Raw genomic sequence first — 20,244 nt, 5'->3', positions numbered from 1 at the left:
AATAAACACTACATTGCCTGCAAAAAAAGAAATCTCCCAGCTGCGCAATTCCAGCCGAGAGATTTCTTTTTTCATTTCTTAGTCTTCGTCGGATTAAATCGGGTACGCCATGACACTCATTAACGCCAATTCCGGCTGTGTCGTGTCCAATCTGCTATATTGTACGATGATGGGCACATCGCTGGTGACCGTAATTGCGTAAGGAATGCCTGTCGGAATCCGTTCGCCGGATTTCTCCAACGAGGCTGTTCGGATATGACGGGTTCGTCTTCCTTCCACCACCTCGATCAATCCCTCCAATGGCTCGCGGTCTTCAAAATAGATGTCTATACTTAGATTTGCCATACGGCTCCCACAATTCAGCACGCATATACTCTCATGACTGAGCAGCTCTCCTCGGCTTTCCGGTGGAATATACCCATCGGGGATGACCCAGAATAGGGTGCCTCGCGGCTGATTAGCTACCTTTTCCTGAGAAAGTTCAGCATTTCCCATACTAGTGGCCTCCTTTACCCATCATACTTTTTGGCGCTTATGCCCCTTCTTCTAGCCGTACGGATTCTCCTTGGTACGCAACAGTTGAGCCAGAAAAGCAAGCGCCAATCCCTGACCCCAGCCCTGAAGGCGTTTGTACGGAACGTTTCGATAGCCGTCAATATCGTTCATCACAGCAGTTCCAGCGGATACCCCCGTTACTGTGCCGTCGTCCTTAATGCGAGAAAGAATACCGTCGATCGCCTTTTGGGTGTATTTGTTAAACAATCTTCCTTGCATAAGCAAGGCAGTCGCAATTCCTGCCGAGCCCGAGGTTTCCAGATAAGAGGTATCATCGTTCAGCACCGTATGCCACAGCCCTTCCGGGGATTGCAGCCGCACCAGCGCATTGAGCTGGTCACGCAGCGAGCCGTCGATGATCATATAAGATGGATGCTGCACCTCCACCAATTTCAGCGCTTTTGCCATCGTGAGTGCTGCCCATGAATTGCCGCGCGCCCAATATATTCCTGACATCCGGCTTTGATTCGCATGATCCCATCCGTGATAATACAGATTCGTATCCGGGTCCTGCAAAAATTCTTCATGCCCGTGATATTGACGAACCCCATCCTCCCAATACTTCTTGTTCCCTAGCAGATGACCGATACGAAGCAAATAATAACCGGCCATAAACATCGTATCCACCCATGCTTGCTGCGGAAATACATCATGAAGTGAATTCACCGTATGCTGGAAAATGCCGTCGGCAAACCGCTCCGCTTTTTTGGCCAAAAATTCTGCCATCTCGATGGCAATATCAAGGTATTTTTGCTCACCTGTGGCCTGATAAAGTGTCAACAAACAGTGCCCGACAGAAACGCCGTTCACCGAGAGAGATGGAAGTCCGTCCTCAATATTTTCATCAACCCATTCTTTCAGCTTGGTCAAATACTTTTCGTTCCCTGTCGCTTCATACGCTTCGCATACTCCGTAAAAGGCGACTCCGCCCGGCCAATCCCAGCTGTAGTGCATTTGAAAGGTGCGTTCTACGACCCGGTCGATCACCTGCTTAACTTGTTCTTCATCAAAAATCAATGCAGGCATTTCCACGTCTCCCCCTTTGGTAAGTTTCACGTGAGTTACCTCCTTGACGCCCGTACATGAAAAGGTCGTCCTTCAACGTAAATACATGCGCAGCGGTTGCAAATCCAGTTCCTTCACAGCATCCACCACCATGTCTGCAATACGAACCGCACCATTCTCATGAAAATGTGTGTTATCCTCTAAGCCGCCGGAAAAGTTCATGTATTCACCAGGCAGCAGCCACATAAAAAGCTCTTTACTCTCTTCGGGACCTAGCTGCTCATATAACTCCTGCGTGCGGGCAGACAAATCAATTAGCGGCGCATTCGCTTCTTCCGCCAGCTCACGAACCGCTGTTACATAGTCACCATGTGTGTCAGATAGCGTACCATCTGCGTTAAAATAGCGACGATGTACGGGCGTGACCAGTACCGGGGTTGCCCCATGGCTTCTTGCGCCGTCGATGTAGAGGCGAAGATGCTCCTTGTAGGTTGTAAAAGGCTCTGTAGCCCGCTCTGGATCAGGCTTCTGATCATTATGACCGAACTGGATGAACAGGAAATCTCCTGCCTTTATTTCGCCCAAAATGACATCCAGCCGTCCTTCGTCCACGAAGCTTTTGGAGCTTCGTCCCGATACGGCATGATTATCCACGCAGACATCATGCTTGAACAGGGCGGGCAAAGCCTGGCCCCAGCCAGTATACGGATAGCCGAATGCGTCCTGATCCGTAACCGTGGAATCTCCGGCTAGGAATAGCCGGAGGGTCTGTGGCGCTGGCGCAATCTCCAGCGCATTGAGCCTTGGAGTGGTGCCTGATACGGTGAGGCGTAGTTTGCCACCTAGGACAGGCACCGTAAATAGGGCTTCAGTGAACTGGCCCGGCAGCGTGTGTACTGGAGGCAGCATATGCTTACCTTCACCAGCCTTGAATCGCGTGATCGTTTCCGCCTGTGAATCGCCGACCAGTACGGTGACGAGATACATCCCGTCTGGAACATCTGCAACAAATGCAGCGTTCAGTGGAATACAAAAGCTGCTTCGTAGCCGCGTGCGTGCATCCTTGGCTGCACTCTGCCTTTTTCGACCGTACACATGCTCCGTAGCCTCGAAGCCATAGCCCTGTTCAGTTGTATATAAGCAATCCGGAGGCACTCCTTTGTAGCCATCCGCAGGCTCCCCCGGACCAAAATCAAACTTCCACAATTTACTCACCTCTCAGCCATCGCCCTCAAATCCCGTCCATTCAAACGTACAAACCCGGATGCCTTCCATTTCCACTCGTAAGCTTCATATCCTCACGTTATGGATTTTGGATCTTACCCCTTCAAACCACTCGTACTCATTCCTTCTACAATTTGCTTCTGGAATGCGAAGAATACAGCGATAACTGGAAGCAGGCTTAGGATAGACATCGCGAACATTCCTCCCCAGTTGGAAGCCGACTCGCTGTCGAGGAACATCTTGAGTGCAATAGATACGGTATATTTCTCCGGCGAATTCAGATACAATACCGGACCAAGCAAATCCTCCCACTTCCAGTAGAAAGAGAAGATTGCCGCTGTAGCCAACGACGATTTGAGTAAGGGTAAAATAATTCTGAAATACAGCCGGAACTTGCCGCATCCGTCAATCGTCGCCGCTTCATCCAACTCTGCTGGAATCGTCCGTATAAACTGTACCATCAGGAAGATGAAGAACGGCATCCCGAAAAAGGAGGGTACCACCAACGGTAAGATCGTATTGATCCAACCGAGCTTGGTGAAAATAATATATTGCGGTACCAGTACCACATCCCCTGGTAGCATAAGTGTCACCATCATCAAAGCAAACCACAAGTTACGCCCTTTGAATTTCAAGCGTGCGAAGCCAAATGCGATCAAAGAAGAGGAAAGCACAGCTCCAATCGTTGAAATCACCACAATCGTGAGCGAGTTTAGAATGTACGTGCCAAAGTTGTAGCCAGTTGTCCCTTTCCAGCCTGTTACATAGTTTTGCCAGATCCATTCAGTAGGGAAAAGCGAGGATGCCGTGACGAATATCGTCCGACTTTCTTTAAACGAGCTGAACAGCATCCAAAAAACGGGATACAGCATCAGGAGCGCCAGTGCAGCAACCAGTATGTGATAAATTGGCCATTTGACCGTTTTCCATGCCATCGGTATCAGCGCCCCTTTTCCGTTTCATAAAATACCCAGTATCTGGAGGTTATAAATAAAATCGCTGTCAGTATCCCAATCATAATGAGCATGACCCAAGCCATGGCTGCCGCATATCCCATGTTGCTGAACATAAACGCCTGCCGGAACAGATACAGTGAATGCAGCATCGTTCCATCCATAGGGCCTCCTTCGCCCTTAGAAATAACATAAGCCGGGACGAAGGTCATAAAAGCGCTGATCGTCTGCATAATCAGATTAAATAGAATAATGGGGCTAAGCAACGGTAGCGTAATACTGAAAAATTTTCGTACTGGCTTAGCGCCATCTACACTGGACGCCTCGTACAATTCAACAGGAATGTTCTTTAAACCTGCCAGAAAAATCAGCATGGAGGAGCCAAATTGCCATACGGACAGGGTGATCAGCATCGTAAGCGAAGCATCCGGATCACCAAACCATTTCACCGGAGTCGCCCCTAAGGTCGAAAGCAGGCTGTTCACTATGCCGTTATTACTGAAAATGTTCCGCCACATAATGGATACCGCAACGCTACCTCCGATAATCGACGGCAGATAGTACATTGTCCGATAGGTGCCGACCATGCGCGATTTGGTATTCAAAATCATAGCCACAAACAACGCGAAAATCAGTCGCAACGGTACACCGACCAGCACATACGTAAACGTGACCCTGATCGAATTCCAGTATTTCGGGTCGCCTGTGAACATTTTTTCGAAGTTACCCAGACCAATCCATTTGGGCGGGGTGAACAGGTTGTAGGTGGTAAAGGACAGATACAGCGAAATAAACATTGGAATTAACGTAAACGCCAGAAAGCCCACAATAAACGGGCTGATAAACGCATATCCGGTCATATTGGCTTTCAAGCTCTGATGATTTCGCAAGCTCATCAAGCCTCCCTTCTGTTGCATTTAAAGAATTAGTAAAACTTTATAGCGTTAATAATTCGTTGTTATATGAATATTATTGTGATGTCTGCAAAGGGTGCTTATGCAGTTGGTTCGTCGAATCAACCGTGCGCAATCATGCTTTGGACTACGCACGGTTAACTTAACGAAACGTTCCTTGGATCTTGTCGTTCTTATGCTAAAACGATGTCAGATATCCTAAAGGTCTCATTGCGCTCATTATTGCTTGTTATTCGCAAGGATAGTATTCGCATCAGCCCGGAATTTGGCCGCTGCGTCTTCAGCCGTCATCTGTCCGAAATTGACCTGTTCAATATAATCGGTCAGAGTCGCAATCACTTCCGGCGATCCGACTGGTGGCGGCGGGCTCATTGGAGAAGCCTTCGGCTCCATGGAAGCTACAAATTCAAACACCTGCTTCGTAGGCTCGCTTAACTCTGGCGCAACAGCCTCCTTGATTTTAGAGGAAATCGGCACGCCCCGTTCGCCTTTAATCAATTTATTCGCTTCTACATCATTCATCCAGAAATCAATAAACTTTGCGGCCTCATCCTTCACCTGTGAACGGGAAGCAACCGTCCAGTACATCGTAGGCTGCATGTATACGCCTTTTTCCATATTCGGCCCAAACATTGGAGCCAGTGCCATTGGGCGGTTAACAACCTGCTGTAAGCCCACATACTGATTGGACCACTGCCAAATACCGATGCCTGTTCCTTTTACGATATCGGATTCCTCAAGAATCCCCTTGGTCTGGTTCATGATTTCAGGAGGCGGGGTCGCCCCCTTCTTAATCAGATCAGCCAATCCGCTGAAGAAGTCAACAAACAGCTTATCATCGTCATACCCCAATCCTGTTCCTTCCGCATTGTAGAGAGTCTTTCCTTGCGTACGCAAATAGTAGTGGAAGAAAATATCAGCAGCCATCGAGCTGTCAAAGTATACTTTATTGGAACCCGCTTTTAAAGCCAGTTCTTTGTATTGATCCCATGTCCAGTTGTCAGGAATTTTGTCTATGCCTGCTTTTTTGAGCAACGCCGGGTCATACTGGAAACCCAGAACATTGACACCGGTTGGAATACCATATTGCTTTCCGGCAATTACGCCGGTTTTGAGTACATTTTCGGTCACATCAGCGACCTGAATTTTTTGATTCAAGTAAGGCGCGAGATCCTCCAGTTGACCATTTTTCGCATATTGGCTAATGTACGAAATGTCCATTTGCACGATATCTGGCAGCTGATTAGCCGCAGCCTGCGGGGCGAGCTTTTTCCAATAGTCATCAAAAGAGGCATATTCCACATCAATCGTTACATTTGGATTTTTCTGCTTATACAAATCAACGACCTTTTGCGTGTATTCATGACGCGTATCCGATCCCCACCAAGCGATCCGTAACTTTACTTTCCCGTCTGCACTTGTGCCCGAATTGCTGCCGCCGTCCGCTCCGCTACATGCCGTCGTCAAAACGAGCAGCATCGCTATGATCAGAAACCATCCCTTTTTGCCCACCTATCTCTCCCCTTTTCGCTGTTCTAGAAAGGAGCCAAATCACGAGTGACAACGCATTTACGCAATTTTGATAGCGTTTACATTAGCTCCTGTTGTTATTTTCCCAAAAGCAGAGAAACATTGGAATACACAAATCAGGTTTCCTAGGTTTAAAAAACAGTGGGACTCCATTGGCTCATCCCCGTTCATGTGATTTAATATACTCGGAAGGCGTCATACCCGCCCACTTTTTGAACACCTGGCTAAAATATTGCGCGTTCCCACCGAAGCCGAACCATTCCGCCAGTTCAAATACCTTCACGTCCCCGGTCTCTCGAATATGCTCAGCCGCACGTTCGATCCGATAACGATTGACGTAGTGTGAAAAGTTTTCACCTGTCACTTTTTTGAAAATTTTTCCTAAGTAGTCGGAATTCATATACAGCATTTGACCTGCCACTCCGTTCAGCGACAAATCGGATTTTCTGTAGTTTTGCTCAATAATAGTGATCATTTTATCAACGGTGGAAGATTGGCGATACACATTACTTTTATAATAGATTGCGGTCATTCGTTCGGCAGCTTCCTGTACAAAAGATTTGAGACATGCCAGCGTTTTTTGCTCTGCCAGCACCACCATTCGGCTCGTAAACGCCGCACGCTCTTCTTCAGGGCATATACGAATCATAGCAGCATAGAGCTGAAGCACATAGGAGCGGGTCACGGAAATTTCCAGCTTCATCCGGGACAAAATACCGAACAACCGATCCACTTCCTGTGCCACCTCCACCGTATTTCCAGCCTTGATTAGCAGACCGAACTTCTCCTCGTCCAGCTCCAAATCTGCCATCTCCCGGGTATCCTCAGCCGCTAAATCCTCCTTCGTAATCAAACTGCCCTCCCCGGTGTAAAAACGGTGATTCATACAATGCAGTGTCTCCCGGTACATCCCCCGTGAATGCTGCATACTATCCGACTCACTAACTGCGACTGTTACCTCCAGCTTGTAAAAGCGATGAAATGTCGCACGTACCGCTTCAATCTGTTTCATAAACCGTGACGTGTCATCCTCGCTTTCCAGCACAATGAGCAATTGCCCCTGCATGGTCGTACTGAGCAAGACATCATCCATCAAATCTGCCGCTATATTTTGCAATGCAAACAAATGCTCCGGCTCATGGGATTCCTCCACCCGCAGCAGCAGCATTCGAACCTGCTTATCTTGCAATTCAATTCCGAATAACCGCTCATAAAATGCGATATCACGGCTACCGTAAGTTTTATAGGAAATAAACTCCTTCAAAAAGTGTTCCTTCACATGAGGCAGCATACGCTGAAAATCTAGCTTCATCCGGTTTACAAACTGCTTGCGTTCTTCCTGCTCCTCCCGCTCCTGCCCCAACTCGGTCAGAGCCTCATGAATTTGCCGCTCATTGCATGGCTTCAACAAGTAGTGCTTCACCCCGTATTGCATGGCCCGACAGGCATAATCAAAATCTTTGTAACCAGACAACAGAATGAAACGGACGTCTGGAAAATGCTCCGTCGTTTTGGCAACCAGTCCGATGCCGTCCAATCCAGGCATAGAGATGTCGCTAATCACAAAATCAGGCGGGCTGGCCTGAATCTGATCATAAGCCTCAATCCCGTTACGTGCCGTACCAACCAATCTCGTTCCCGCTTTACCCCAATCAACCACCTGTGATATACCTTCCAAAATCATACGCTCATCATCAACCAGTAGCACCTTGTACACGACCCTGATCCCCTTTCACATATGGAATACAGACATGAATCGACGTTCCTGTTCCTGACTCGCTATGCAGCTCTATCCCCCAAGGTGTACCAAATGTCAGGTTAATCCGTTCCTGAATATTCGTAAGTCCAATGCCCTGCCCACGAGTCAGGACCTGCCCGCTCCGCAGCTTTTCCAAGAAATCCGGCGTCATTCCCGGTCCATCATCTTCAACTCGCAGAAATAAAGCCCCCTCGCTTTCTCTCGCAATAATAGCAATCCGACAGGGTTCAATTCGCGGCTCCAGCGCATAATGAATGGCATTCTCCACCAAGGGCTGAAGCGTTAGCTTCGGAATTTGTGCATCCATCAGTTCTTCCGGGACATCCAGATGGAAAACGAGACGTTCATCAAAACGTGTTTTTTGGATCGTTACGTAGCTCCTTACAATATCCAGTTCTTTTCGAAGCGGAATCAGCTGCTCTTCAAAACTGACCGCACTTCGCAATAGAAAAGCAAGTGCTTCCACCATCTCTGAAATCCGATCCTGCTTATTGGCCTTGGCGAGCCAGTTCACGGATTCCAGCGTGTTGTATAAAAAGTGTGGATTAATCTGTGCCTGTAGTGCCTTTAGCTCTGTTTCCCGCAGTAATAGCTGCTTGGCAACATTCTCATTAATGAGCTCACGAATGCGGCGAATCATTTTCTTATATGTCCGATGTAACAAGCCTACCTCATCCTGTGTGGAAAGGGGGACCGCGCCAAGTGCTTCTTCTTCCAAACGGTCGAGATCGCCTTTTTCTATTTTACGCATGTTCTGAATTAATTGAACAATCGGTTTGGTAATGCTCCCTGACAACCTAGCCCCCAGTGCCAATGCGATAAGAAGCATAATTACAAAAATAGCGCTTACAACTTCTTTAATGATCGTAATACTGCGAAACATATCATCGAAGGGGGTCATATGCAAATACGTCCACCCCGTATAAGAGGATTTGATTTGAGCAGCGAAAAAGGTTCCTCCTGAGTAGGTCGCAATCCCGTAAGGCTGCTTTCGGCCAAGCTCCGCCTGGATATCACTCTCACTCAAAAGTGGTGTTTCGGGATAAATCATCCGTCTTCCATCTGTAATCATCAGTTGTCCGTCACGGCCGGAGGTCTGCACACGATCCGCTACAATCCGGTCAATTCGCACACGAATCGCAAGCGTTCCGAGCCCATTCAGTGTAAAATTGGAATCGGTAAAGGATTTGAACTGCCGAGCGGCCAGCAAGGAGGAATGACCTGCCGCATACCATGCATTGGAACCGTCATGTTCGTCTGCCAGCTCCGACAGGGTGGATCGAAGCTCTTGGGGAATACCTTCGCGGTTGCCCGCGCTCATGACCTGTCCCTCTTTATCGATTACTATCATAGAATAGACATAGGTCTCAGAGCCGGCAAAGGCGACGAGCCTATTCGTTATTTTTTTACGCAGCACCATTTTGGTATAAGGTGACGTTTCCTTTTCCAATTGCAGCAAATAACGTTGAAGCTGCTCGTCCGTTGTTACCTTGAAAGTAACTTTTTCCACATCCTTCAGCTCATTTTCTATGCCGATTGAAGAAATATTGAGTACTTCGGATGTTTTTTTGTACATTTGATTATCATAAATATGAAATACGTACTTAAGTATGACTGCAACAACTGCAAAATTAACCAGCATAAGCACCGTAATCAGCAGTACCATTTTATGATGGATTCCAGCATTTTTGTAAGCGCTTTTAAAGTAGGTAATCAGTGAATGTCGCCTCCTTCGCTCATCCTGCCCGGTCCAGCCCAAAATGGAGAAAACTCTATATATCATACAAAATACCCCATGCCTTGGTCATTCGGCAAGAGGTATTTGTATTTGCTTAGCGTTGATCGGTTGGTTTCGATTTGTCCGCCTTGCTCATATATTCGTCGTATCGGTCATCAAGTTCCCGTGCCATACTTCGGTATTTACGCGTCTCCTCAACAATGGGATCGATATGAGTCTGAACCCGCACCTCATATTTAGGACTGAGTCTTTCCCGCTTCTGGGCCTCATTCTCACGAATTTCGCCTTCCGTCAGCAGTTCACTGAGCTGGCGTTCCAATTCTTCGGATTGGCTCATCGCGATTTCCTCCTTCATGATGATGTTCTACGTAGAATTATAACCCGGTTGCGTCTGCTTCTTTCAGCACTTGAATAAGTTGAGAATGAATAGCTGTATTCGTCGCTGCAATATGCCGTACACTCAGGTCATAAGGTCTACCCAATGTATCGGTAATGGTGCCGCCTGATTCCTGTACCAGCAAAGCGCCCGCTGCCACATCCCACGCATTCAAACCAATTTCGCAATAGGCCGACAGCCGTCCTGATGCTACATAAGCCAGATGCAATGCTGCCGAGCCCAGCGCCCGAATGCCGCGTACCTGAGGTGTAAGAACCTGCGTAATTTTCATATTTAGCGGTTGTGCATACGTACGATCCGGCGGGAAGCCGACGCACACCAGACTATCTCCCAGTGTTTCTTCTCTCGATGCTTGCATACGATTGCCATGTACATATGCGCCTTTTCCTTTTTCTGCTACAAACATTTCATCACGGGACGGATCATAAATAACCCCGACAATCACCTCTCCACGATGGGCCAATGCAATAGACACACTGTAATACGGCAGACTGTGTACAAAATTGGTAGTCCCATCTACCGGATCAATAATCCATAGATATTCCTCTTCACGGGCAGCCTCTAATGCGCGAGCCGAAGCTTCGGCTCCCGGCTCTACACCCTCTTCACCCAAAATAGCATGATCGGGAAAATGGGTCAGAATCAGTCTGCGAATCATTTGCTCTGCACCTTTATCTACCTCGGTCACTAGATCCGTAGGAGACTGTTTGGTATTCAAATGTTCAACAGTTCCCAGCCTGCTTTTAATCCATTCCCCGGCTTTGGATGCCGCGTTAATAGCCACGGCAGTATAGCTTTTTCCTGATACGATATAGGGAACCTTTTCGTTTTCATTTTCGTTCAACGTGTTCACTCTACTTTCTATATCATTGTTACGTGGTTTACGAAGCTGCTCTACAACACAGTCTCTTAACCATCTCTGTTTCAGTACAAGTTTGCTAGTTTACACATTCTAGTATACACAATAAGCTGCATAAAGTTTCTCTAAATGGGAGCTTTATCCGCAAAATGCTACTTTCTAAGGCATAATTTCTACGGAAGCTCCATCCAGCACTTTAACCCCATTAGCTTCCTGAAGGCGCAGTTCATTCATCAACCCGAATAACGCTTCATCCTTTAGTTTGGCTTCAAGCATGACATCAATCCGATCCGTATATCCGGCAATATTGCGCAAAAAGGTAAGCAACGGCTCCACTAGAACACCGTCCGCATGGCCCCGAGGATCTTTTTCACTTTTGGGGCTGGACGCATGGATTTTGGGCGGCAATGGATGATCCACAGAAGATCCGGCTTGGGCCAATTCCCCTTTCCAAGTATCCAAAATATCCGGCCATAGCTCCCACGGCTTCTCCCCCTCATTATTCACCCATTGATGATGAATATCGAGAACCATCGGTAACCCCGTCAATTTGCAAGCCTCCAGCGTTTCCACCGCATTGAACGTTTTATCATCATTTTCCAGCGTTAGCCGTTCTCTTAACGAAAGATCCAGAGCACTAACCTGCTCTACAAAACGCTGGCCTGAGGTCACCTTATCTCCGTATGCACCACCAATATGAATGTTGTTCTTGGCTTCGGCACCGAGTCCCATGGCCTCCAGCATCGCTTTGTGGTACTTCAGATCATTAATGGAGCTCTGCAACACCTCAGGACGGGGAGTGCTTAACACTGTAAAATGATCGGGGTGAAACGATACCCTCATCTTATTCGCCCTGACATAGTTCCCAACCTCTGCAAAGTCAGCAGCAAGCGCCTGAAAAGGATCCCAATCCCGCAGATCCTGATGGGTCGCGAGCGGAATCAGCTTGGATGAGAAACGATAGACCTGGATATCACTCGCGCGATTATGGCGCAGCAGCCTCAAAGTATTATGGAGATTTTCGGCTGCTATCCGTTCTAGCTTGCGGATTGCAGCTTCTCGGTCTCCAATCTTGTTAAAGCTGCTCAATGTCATGGTTTTAGAGGGGGATGCATTTTGAACGGTAACCGACATGGCTACATAACCGAACCTTACGATCATAGGGTGTCTTCCTTTCAGCAGTCGCAGTAGATGGTAAGGTCGCTTTCGTTCAGTGACCTAAAACCCTTTTCTACTGATCATACCCGGAAAAGCACCTGCTGATTCGGTGTTATCGCACAAATTGCAAGAAGAAAACAGCTAGGATTGCTGCTGTGCTCCAAAAAACATTTCATCCGCCAATGCGGTCTGAATTCTTGATTCCTCTTCATTCAGCTTACGAATGAGGATCATTTCAACTTCGGTCACTTCATCGCCCTGGAAATTAATTTCGGCGATACAGCCCACAATCTGCACGATGGCTACTGCCACGTTGTCCACGCTGTAAGCGATGACCTTCTGGCCTGTCGGAAACACGCGCAGCCCGGATTTAACCATTTTGCCACGTCCGTATTCCAGCAGTTCGTAAAGTTCTTGCTCGCTCTTGAATTTGCACACGGAGTTAAATTCAGTTTGAAAGCCCCTGTGTAACCGCCACCTTTCATCATTAAGGGTTTAGTGTAGTGCTCAAAGATATGCCATATATATGAACAAAAAGGAGAGTGATCAGCTCCCCTTTGTTTCGTTTATGAGTTCTCGTAGTGCAGTGCCGACCTGCGCTCATAACGCTCCAGTGCAAGGGCAATCATGCGGTCCAGCAGACTTGCATAGGATACGCCAGTTTCTCTCCACAGCAATGGATACATACTGAACGGTGTAAAACCAGGCATTGTATTCACTTCATTAATAAGGATATGTCCGTCCGAGCGTCTGACGAAGAAATCGGCACGGGAAATCCCGCAGCCTTCCAGAGCGCGGAATGCTTGCAATGCGGCTTCACGAATACGATCTGCCACTTCCTCATCCAACGGTGCCGGAATGAGCATTTCCGATTGGCCATCCGTATATTTGGCAGCATAATCGTAATAATCACTCGACGATACAATTTCACCCGGTACCGAGGCAATCGGCTCATCATTGCCAAGTACGCTGACCTCAATCTCACGGGCATCGACGTACTCCTCGACAATCACCTTTAGGTCAAATTGCAAAGCCAGATCTATAGCCTTTTCCAGCTCTTCTCGGTTACTGGCTTTGGAAATACCCACACTTGATCCCAGATTGGCCGGTTTGACAAAGCAAGGATAACCTAGCTCGGTTTCCATGTTACGTACCAGATCATGACTGGTTTGGGCCCACTGTGTACTATTAAAATAACAGTATTTCACTTGCGGCAATCCTGCATGCTCAAACAGCTTCTTCATGACGCCTTTATCCATACCTGCTGCCGAAGCCAGCACTCCCGCACCGACATAAGGCATATCCGCCATTTCGAACAGACCCTGAATCGTTCCGTCCTCGCCAAAGGTGCCGTGCAGCAACGGAAACAGTACATCCAGCGTCTGCTCTCCGTACAGCTTGCCGAACAATGTATCTAATGCCGCCTTGGTGCCGCCCTCTGCGCGTTCCAGCTTCAATTGCTCTACAGAAGCCAGAGGAGCGCTTAATAGCGCCCCTCTACGCCAATCGCCAGCCTTCGTAATATAAAAAGGAATAATCTCGTATTTCTCATAGTTAAAAGCGTTCATTACCGCATACGCCGTTTGCAGCGAAACCTCATGTTCGCCCGATTTGCCACCGTACACTAGCCCTACGGTCAATTTTTGATTTGCCATGCCTATCCTCCGCTTTCCTGCTTTCGTCATTGTGACTGATTTGCATCACTGTACCTGTTATCCACCATCTCATTTAAAAATAGTCGGCGATGTGATAAAAGCGATATACCGTGTTGTCCGTCCACGCATACGAATTTTTATAGTCCCAATAACGATGTCTGGAGCTTACCGTATGTGCATTGACTAGCGGCATGCCGCCCGCATCAAAGGCCGTGACCACCGTGCTGTGCTGGAAGGTTCCGTCACCATCCCAATCGTAAAAAATGACGTCCCCCAGCATGAGCTGCTCTGGGCGACTCACCTGCTCAGCAGTCAACCCCCATGAGCTGGAGCCCAAATACCGCTCCAGACTGTTGGAAACTGCCCAACTGTAGCTCCACAGCTCACGTCCGGCAACCCGTCCTTTATACCACCAGCCCGATTCTCTTTTACCAGTATAGTGGATCGGTGCTCCCCCTGCAAAGAGGCATTGCGAGATATAATTGGTGCAATCCACATCAAAACCTTCAAACTCCGGATTGAAGCTATCCCACCACTGATCTGCATAGGCCGCTGCTTCTTCGCGGCGATATCGGCTGGGACGTGCTGATGAGCCGAAGCCCAGCACACCGCGATTCAGCAGCGGCAGACTTCCTCCTTGATTAAACGAAGCCTGTTCAAAAGGAACCTCTCCCCCCGCTGGCTTCCTTTCTGCCGGATCGCGCTCAATTCTCGCTACCTGCCAGGCTTCACCCTCGCGTGTGAACGTCAGACGCTCCCGTTCGATCCGATCCTCCCGGTGAGTCATCCCACCCTTCTCATAAAAGAGTCGGACATGCAGTTGTACATCTACCACAGCCTCATCCGGGGTATCCTGCACCATTCGTAGCGGCTTGGCGCGTGTCTCGCTGCGTAGGGGAACAGCATCCCGTTCGTTGTACCACTGCTCCAATCTGGCCGCACGTGCTGCTCGTTCCATCCGCTGACCCACCTCCAGATACTCATCCGGCTGCGGTACACCATTCACTTCACTGCGATTGTATTGATTCACGTAAGCAAAAAGGGCCTGTTTCCATTCCCGCTCCCCCATCCCAATCCCTCCATATTCGTCCCGCTATCCTTTTCCGGGGATAACCGGAATGATGAATAACTTCCTTTCTTGCCTCTCTGGTCTGAAATGCTCTCTATCTATAAGTATGAATCTCTAAAGCTTGGTATGAACATCGAAACGCGAGGGAGCGGAACGTTTTATTTTCCAATCTGCAACGCATCATTTAGGCCAAAAAAACTTTACGGAACCGTCTGAAAACGGTATACTTAATCCAAAAGCAATCATTTTGAAATCATGTTTCATCTAATGAAACGAATTACATTCATCTTAACCTCTAACACGCAATAAACTACTGAAGATGAAATTGAGAACGCAACCAATTTAAACCAAGTGTGCAAGACGTCGAAAAAACGACATCCCTATTTTCCCCCAAGCATCCACTTCAAGGAGGTAATACTTATGTCAGGAAAAGATCAATTCTCCATTGCCCGTAGTCTGGAAGTTAACGGGAAGCCTTATCGCTACTACAGTCTTAAGGCACTGGAGGAACAAGGAAAAAGCGGTATCGCCAAGTTGCCTTTCTCCATTAAAGTATTGCTGGAAGCCGCGGTTCGACAGTTTGACGGTCGCGCCATTACGGAAGAACATGTGCAACAGCTGACAGGCTGGGCTGAGGATCGGGACACCAACAAGGAGATTCCGTTCATTCCTGCACGCATCGTGCTACAGGATTTTACCGGTGTCCCGGTGGTTGTCGATTTGGCAGCTATGCGTGATACGGTGAAAAAAGCAGGCGGGGACCCGAAGCAAATCAATCCGCTCGTTCCCGTCGATCTCGTTATCGACCACTCGGTCATGGTCGATGCTTTCGGTACCAGTGATGCACTGGATTACAATATCAATGTAGAGTTTGAACGTAACGAGGAGCGGTACCGTTTTCTGCGTTGGGCGCAAACGGCGTTCAACAACTTCCGCGCCGTTCCGCCATCCACCGGTATCGTCCATCAGGTCAATCTGGAGTATCTCGCCTCCGTTGCCGCCACCAAAACCATTGACGGTGAAACGGTCGTCTTTCCAGATTCCCTCGTAGGAACAGACTCCCATACCACGATGATTAACGGGCTGGGTGTTGTAGGCTGGGGTGTCGGCGGGATTGAGGCAGAGGCGGGTATGCTGGGGCAACCGTTGTATTTTGTCACTCCCGATGTGATTGGCTTCAAACTGACAGGCAGCCTGTCGGAAGGCTCCACCGCCACGGATCTGGCACTTACAGTGACGCAAATGTTGCGTAAAAAAGGCGTAGTCGGCAAATTCGTAGAATTTTACGGGCCTGGTCTGGCAAACATCAGCTTGGCTGACCGTGCGACAGTTGCCAACATGGCACCGGAATACGGCGCAACGATTGGCTTCTTCCCGGTCGATGCAGAAACGCTGGCCTACTTGCGCAGCACCGGACGTTCTGATGAGCAAGTAAGCCTCGTAGAGGAATATTACAAAGCCCAAGGCATGTTCCGCACATCCGATACACCGGACCCTGTGTTCAGCGATACGATTGAGCTTGATCTGGCTTCGGTAGTACCGAGTCTCGCCGGACCCAAACGTCCGCAGGACCGTGTTGAGCTTAGCCGCATGAAAGAAACGTTTGAAGGCATTATCCGTACCCCGGTGGACAAGGGCGGCTATGGACTGAGCGATGAAAAAATCGCACAGAAGATTCCGCTGACCCATTCGGACGGCTCCACCAGCGAGTTGGGTACAGGAGCAGTCGTTATTGCAGCAATCACAAGCTGCACGAATACCTCCAATCCAAGCGTTATGCTCGGTGCGGGCTTGCTGGCCAAAAAGGCAGTACAGCGCGGTCTCAAAAAGCCAGGCTATGTTAAAACAAGCTTGACACCAGGCTCCCTCGTCGTGACGGAATACCTGCAAAAAGCCGGATTAATCGGACCGCTCGAAGCCCTCGGCTTCCATGTAGCCGGCTACGGCTGCGCAACCTGTATTGGTAACTCCGGCCCACTTCCTGACGAAGTGAGTCAAGCCATCACAGACCATGATTTGACGGTTGGCGCAGTTATTTCCGGCAACCGGAACTTTGAAGGCCGTGTGCATGCGCAGGTCAAAGCCAACTATCTCGGCTCACCGCCACTGGTTGTCGCTTATGCGCTGGCAGGCACAGTGAACATTGATTTGGTGAATGATCCGCTCGGTTACGATCAGGACAATCAACCAGTCTACCTGAAAGACATCTGGCCCACTTCCGAGGAAATCAAGGAAGCCATCAGCCTGTCTCTCAGCCCGGATATGTTCCGTCGCAAATACGAAAATGTATTTACTGCCAACGAAAAATGGAATTCCATTCCGGTTCCTGAAGGCGAACTGTATGAATGGGATGAAAACTCAACTTATATTCAAAATCCGCCGTTCTTTGAAGGACTTCAGGATGGCGTACAAGATATCAAGGAAATCCGTAATGCCCGTGTGCTTGCCCTGTTGAATGATTCGGTCACGACGGACCATATCTCACCAGCAGGCAACATTGCCCCTTCCAGCCCGGCAGGATTGTATTTGAAGGAGCATGGCGTGGAACGCAAGGACTTCAACTCCTACGGCTCACGTCGCGGTAACCACGAGGTCATGATGCGCGGTACATTCGCCAACATCCGTATCCGCAACAATGTGGCTCCAGGCACCGAGGGCGGCGTGACCAAATACTTGCCAACGGATGAGGAAATGTCCATCTATGATGCATCCATGAAATATCAGGCAGCCGATCAGAACCTGATCGTCATTGCTGGTAAGGAGTACGGCACAGGCAGCTCTCGTGACTGGGCGGCCAAAGGTACGCTTCTGCTGGGCGTTAAGGCTGTCATTGCCGAAAGCTTCGAGCGGATTCACCGCAGTAACCTGGTCGGCATGGGTGTACTGCCTCTGCAATTCCAGGAGGGCTATGGCTGGTCCAGCTTGGGTCTCAATGGCCGCGAAACCTTCGACATCCTCGGCATTAACAATGACGTGAAGCCTGGTCAAGAGCTTACAGTGGTGGCTAAACGCGAGGATGGCACAAAGTTCGAATTCCCGGTAATTGCCCGTCTAGACAGCACCGTCGATATCGATTACTACCACAACGGTGGTATTCTGCAAACCGTATTGCGTCAGATGATTCAAGAGTAAAGAGCGTATAAATAACGAAATCCCCTCCAAATGCAGTGGAAACTGCGAATTGAGAGGGGATTTTTTATATGCTTTAAGCTTTTAAAAGGAAACATATGCCGAGAACTGAGAACACTAGGGTTATAAGGAGTGTGAAGAGACCAGGCAGGCTTTCCATGATTACAGAGCCTTCTTCGCTCTTGAACTGACGACTGAGATAGGGTTGAAGCGTTAGCATAATTATAAAAGATATGAGGCTAATTCCACACAACAACCATACCTCAGGGGAGGATTTGTCAACAAAACGGTCAGCCACATCATTGAAATTGTAGTGGATTGCTACATTCCTAGGCATTCTCGGATACATGAAAAGGTAGATAATGAAAGGCAAAACAGAAATAAGAAAAGACAATACATTAGAAAAATTTAATTTACTTCTCATAGAAATCCCCCTAATATGCTAAATCGATCTGCATTATACAGATATCAGCAGTCTATATTTTTATACCTATGGCTTAGAAAGAGAGAAGTAATAAAACTAATCATCGTCGGCAAACAAGAAACGAGCACCATATACACATTAACTTCTTGTCCTAATCCTATAGCGATCCCGATTAAGCCAAAGGCTATCCAAATATAAGCAGAGATACGATGCGTTTTCTTCCAAGCGCTTTCATTCGAAAGCAGCCATGGGAACTTCAAACCAATTAAACGGTTAGGTGTTATTGTAGCAAAAGACATTCCCACTGCTAAATGCAAAATAGCCGATAAAAATAAAGCTAATTTCAGCGTGCTGAACAGAAATTCGCCCGAATATTTGAACATGAGTGCAAGGAAAATCAAATCAAGTACAATAAATACACTTGCACAAATCTTACGATAGGAAGCTAACATATGCTCAGAAAAGGATTCTCTATGCTTAGAATACCTTGGATTCAATACTACGATTGCTAATGTAATAATCATAGTAACTAATGGAAAATATAACAATGCTATACGATCCTTAGTGGAATGAAGTGAGGAGGAAAATAAAGCAAAATTCATAACATGCAACATGATAAAAAAAATAGACACATGCGTCCACGGCTTCTTGAATTCTTCTTTTACATCATAATTACCCTTATTCTCCATCCCGCCAAACCCTCCATATAACAGGAATTGAGTGACTCCTCTTTATTATGCATATTTTCCAATACCAAAAATGGAAGAAACATCACAAAAACAAAAAGCCGATCCCTCAGGACCGACTTCCAACTATGTTCTCTTATAACCTTACCTTCGCGCATACGAGTTACTTCGAAATATCCAGAAAACCCTCTCCGAACACGTCTCGCACGTCATGAATGGTAATAAACGCTGCTGTGTCGATGGCTTTCACTATCTTTTTAAGCGCTGATACCTCCTGTTTACTAATGACGATATACAGCACTTCTTTTGGATTTTTAGTGTAATAGCCGTGGCCTGACAAGACGGTAACTCCACGATCCATTTTCGTAATGACCATCTCGGCAATTTTATCTTGGTGCTCCGAAATGATCATGACTGCTTTTTTCGGGTTCAGTCCTTCGATCATGAAGTCCATCACCTTTGTACCAACGTACAAAATAACGATAGTTAGCATCAATTTTTCCGGACCAATAATAAAATAGGAAGAGAATGCGACAATCAAATCAAAAAACAGCAAGCCATAGCTGATATTCCAATCCAGATACTTGTTGGCAATCCGGGCTAAAATGACCGTTCCGGCCGTAGTGCCACCTACCCGTACGATTAAGCCAATGCCGACCCCCACCAAAACTCCGGCAAATACAGCATTAATCGTCGGTTCATGCGAATCAATCCGCCAGTTGACCGTTAAATGTAAAAACAGCGAGTTAAAAGCGACCGCAATTATAGTGTACAGGGTCGTTCTCTTGTCCAAAAATTTATATCCGATAATCAGCAGCAAGCCATTAATCACCAGATTGACGATCGAGGGAGACCACTGAAACAGGTAGTACAGGATGATCGTGACGCCTGTAACGCCCCCCTCGCCAAATTCATTCGGGATCACAAACAGATTAACAGCTAGCGCGAAAAAAAACGCACCCAGAATAATAAATGCAATGTCTGCAATACTTTTTTTCATATATGCTCTAATCCTCTCTCTAACATTTCAAAGGATGAATCGCCAGATGGATTGGCTGACTCTTGTTGTCAAAATACGCTGACAACCAGTTCATGGTATCTACTACCAAACATAAAGTCAATACAACTTTGACACTTTAATTCGCCACCAGACTGCCTCAATCCTGACTTGGATTCCGCAAAATTCTCC

The 20,244-nt window shown here is 47.7% G+C and carries 18 protein-coding genes; 1 reads left to right on the top strand and 17 read right to left on the bottom strand.

The window, feature by feature from the left end:
* Window positions 1–93 precede the first annotated feature (93 nt).
* From ACL9RM_RS09660 to ACL9RM_RS09595, 14 genes are all read right to left on the bottom strand, one after another.
* On the bottom strand, window positions 94–495 hold the full coding sequence (locus ACL9RM_RS09660) for a sensory rhodopsin transducer (RefSeq protein WP_250267449.1): 402 nt from the start codon (window positions 493–495) through the stop codon (window positions 94–96).
* 51 nt (window positions 496–546) lie between these two features.
* Window positions 547–1,581, bottom strand: a complete 1,035-nt coding sequence (locus ACL9RM_RS09655; RefSeq protein WP_250269005.1) for a glycoside hydrolase family 88 protein — start codon at window positions 1,579–1,581, stop codon at window positions 547–549.
* 72 nt (window positions 1,582–1,653) lie between these two features.
* A complete protein-coding gene (locus ACL9RM_RS09650; RefSeq protein ID WP_250269004.1) occupies window positions 1,654–2,766 on the bottom strand; it encodes a rhamnogalacturonan acetylesterase in 1,113 nt (370 codons plus the stop codon).
* A 113-nt stretch (window positions 2,767–2,879) separates the two neighbouring features.
* Window positions 2,880–3,719, bottom strand: coding sequence for a carbohydrate ABC transporter permease (locus ACL9RM_RS09645; protein ID WP_023987016.1), 840 nt, complete (start codon window positions 3,717–3,719; stop codon window positions 2,880–2,882).
* Window positions 3,720–3,724: 5 nt separating this feature from the next.
* The gene (locus ACL9RM_RS09640) at window positions 3,725–4,633 is read right to left on the bottom strand and encodes a carbohydrate ABC transporter permease (protein ID WP_023987015.1); all 909 of its coding nucleotides are present in this window, start codon (window positions 4,631–4,633) and stop codon (window positions 3,725–3,727) included.
* A gap of 237 nt (window positions 4,634–4,870) precedes the next feature.
* A complete protein-coding gene (locus ACL9RM_RS09635; protein WP_069291103.1) occupies window positions 4,871–6,163 on the bottom strand; it encodes an ABC transporter substrate-binding protein in 1,293 nt (430 codons plus the stop codon).
* 175 nt (window positions 6,164–6,338) lie between these two features.
* Window positions 6,339–7,898 (bottom strand): response regulator transcription factor, encoded by a 1,560-nt coding sequence (locus tag ACL9RM_RS09630; RefSeq protein ID WP_029515766.1) that lies wholly within the window; start codon window positions 7,896–7,898, stop codon window positions 6,339–6,341.
* Window positions 7,876–9,606 carry a sensor histidine kinase gene (locus ACL9RM_RS09625; RefSeq protein WP_250269003.1) on the bottom strand — a complete coding sequence of 577 codons (1,731 nt, stop codon included), beginning with the start codon at window positions 9,604–9,606 and terminating at the stop codon, window positions 7,876–7,878. The genes ACL9RM_RS09630 and ACL9RM_RS09625 overlap by 23 nt, the downstream gene beginning before the upstream one ends.
* A 166-nt stretch (window positions 9,607–9,772) precedes the next feature.
* Window positions 9,773–10,015 carry a hypothetical protein gene (locus ACL9RM_RS09620; RefSeq protein WP_029515768.1) on the bottom strand — a complete coding sequence of 81 codons (243 nt, stop codon included), beginning with the start codon at window positions 10,013–10,015 and terminating at the stop codon, window positions 9,773–9,775.
* Between the two features lie 37 nt (window positions 10,016–10,052).
* Window positions 10,053–10,919, bottom strand: a complete 867-nt coding sequence (locus tag ACL9RM_RS09615) for an inositol monophosphatase family protein (RefSeq protein WP_061831543.1) — start codon at window positions 10,917–10,919, stop codon at window positions 10,053–10,055.
* A gap of 174 nt (window positions 10,920–11,093) precedes the next feature.
* Complete coding sequence (uvsE, locus tag ACL9RM_RS09610; protein ID WP_061831542.1) at window positions 11,094–12,095, bottom strand: UV DNA damage repair endonuclease UvsE; 1,002 nt, start codon at window positions 12,093–12,095, stop codon at window positions 11,094–11,096.
* 138 nt (window positions 12,096–12,233) lie between these two features.
* Entirely contained in the window at window positions 12,234–12,530 is a 297-nt protein-coding gene (locus ACL9RM_RS09605) for a hypothetical protein (RefSeq protein ID WP_250267448.1), read from the bottom strand.
* A 128-nt stretch (window positions 12,531–12,658) separates the two neighbouring features.
* Window positions 12,659–13,747, bottom strand: a complete 1,089-nt coding sequence (locus tag ACL9RM_RS09600; protein ID WP_250267447.1) for a D-alanine--D-alanine ligase — start codon at window positions 13,745–13,747, stop codon at window positions 12,659–12,661.
* A 73-nt stretch (window positions 13,748–13,820) separates the two neighbouring features.
* Window positions 13,821–14,816, bottom strand: coding sequence for an amidase domain-containing protein (locus ACL9RM_RS09595; protein WP_069011283.1), 996 nt, complete (start codon window positions 14,814–14,816; stop codon window positions 13,821–13,823).
* A gap of 420 nt (window positions 14,817–15,236) precedes the next feature.
* On the opposite strand from ACL9RM_RS09595, the gene acnA reads away from it, so the two are divergent.
* Window positions 15,237–17,948, top strand: coding sequence for an aconitate hydratase AcnA (gene acnA / locus ACL9RM_RS09590; RefSeq protein ID WP_250267446.1), 2,712 nt, complete (start codon window positions 15,237–15,239; stop codon window positions 17,946–17,948).
* Window positions 17,949–18,021: 73 nt separating this feature from the next.
* Here the strand turns inward: acnA and ACL9RM_RS09585 are convergent, their stop codons facing one another.
* The 3 genes from ACL9RM_RS09585 to ACL9RM_RS09575 all read right to left on the bottom strand — a co-directional run bounded on the left by ACL9RM_RS09585 (window position 18,022) and on the right by ACL9RM_RS09575 (window position 20,055).
* Complete coding sequence (locus ACL9RM_RS09585; RefSeq protein WP_061831537.1) at window positions 18,022–18,369, bottom strand: DUF1648 domain-containing protein; 348 nt, start codon at window positions 18,367–18,369, stop codon at window positions 18,022–18,024.
* A gap of 44 nt (window positions 18,370–18,413) precedes the next feature.
* On the bottom strand, window positions 18,414–19,058 hold the full coding sequence (locus tag ACL9RM_RS09580) for an SdpI family protein (RefSeq protein WP_414126244.1): 645 nt from the start codon (window positions 19,056–19,058) through the stop codon (window positions 18,414–18,416).
* Window positions 19,059–19,218: 160 nt separating this feature from the next.
* Entirely contained in the window at window positions 19,219–20,055 is an 837-nt protein-coding gene (locus tag ACL9RM_RS09575) for a YitT family protein (RefSeq protein ID WP_250267444.1), read from the bottom strand.
* Window positions 20,056–20,244: the final 189 nt, after the last annotated feature.

The sequence above is a fragment of the Paenibacillus sp. S29 genome (genome assembly GCF_049319765.1).
In the GTDB taxonomy this organism is placed as follows: Bacteria; Bacillota; Bacilli; order Paenibacillales; family Paenibacillaceae; genus Paenibacillus; species Paenibacillus polymyxa_B.
Note: the sequence above shows the minus strand (reverse complement) of the source record. Positions and strands in the feature narration are given on the sequence as shown.

Coding starts and splice junctions, on each gene's coding strand:
- ACL9RM_RS09660 (WP_250267449.1), bottom strand. CDS start 495: ATGGGAAATGCTGAACTTTCTCAGGAAAAGGTAGCTAATCAGCCGCGA.
- ACL9RM_RS09655 (WP_250269005.1), bottom strand. CDS start 1,581: ATGCCTGCATTGATTTTTGATGAAGAACAAGTTAAGCAGGTGATCGAC.
- ACL9RM_RS09645 (WP_023987016.1), bottom strand. CDS start 3,719: ATGGCATGGAAAACGGTCAAATGGCCAATTTATCACATACTGGTTGCT.
- ACL9RM_RS09640 (WP_023987015.1), bottom strand. CDS start 4,633: ATGAGCTTGCGAAATCATCAGAGCTTGAAAGCCAATATGACCGGATAT.
- ACL9RM_RS09625 (WP_250269003.1), bottom strand. CDS start 9,606: ATGGTACTGCTGATTACGGTGCTTATGCTGGTTAATTTTGCAGTTGTT.
- ACL9RM_RS09620 (WP_029515768.1), bottom strand. CDS start 10,015: ATGAGCCAATCCGAAGAATTGGAACGCCAGCTCAGTGAACTGCTGACG.
- uvsE (WP_061831542.1), bottom strand. CDS start 12,095: ATGATCGTAAGGTTCGGTTATGTAGCCATGTCGGTTACCGTTCAAAAT.
- ACL9RM_RS09600 (WP_250267447.1), bottom strand. CDS start 13,747: ATGGCAAATCAAAAATTGACCGTAGGGCTAGTGTACGGTGGCAAATCG.
- ACL9RM_RS09595 (WP_069011283.1), bottom strand. CDS start 14,816: ATGGGGGAGCGGGAATGGAAACAGGCCCTTTTTGCTTACGTGAATCAA.
- acnA (WP_250267446.1), top strand. CDS start 15,237: ATGTCAGGAAAAGATCAATTCTCCATTGCCCGTAGTCTGGAAGTTAAC.
- ACL9RM_RS09585 (WP_061831537.1), bottom strand. CDS start 18,369: ATGAGAAGTAAATTAAATTTTTCTAATGTATTGTCTTTTCTTATTTCT.
- ACL9RM_RS09580 (WP_414126244.1), bottom strand. CDS start 19,058: ATGGAGAATAAGGGTAATTATGATGTAAAAGAAGAATTCAAGAAGCCG.
- ACL9RM_RS09575 (WP_250267444.1), bottom strand. CDS start 20,055: ATGAAAAAAAGTATTGCAGACATTGCATTTATTATTCTGGGTGCGTTT.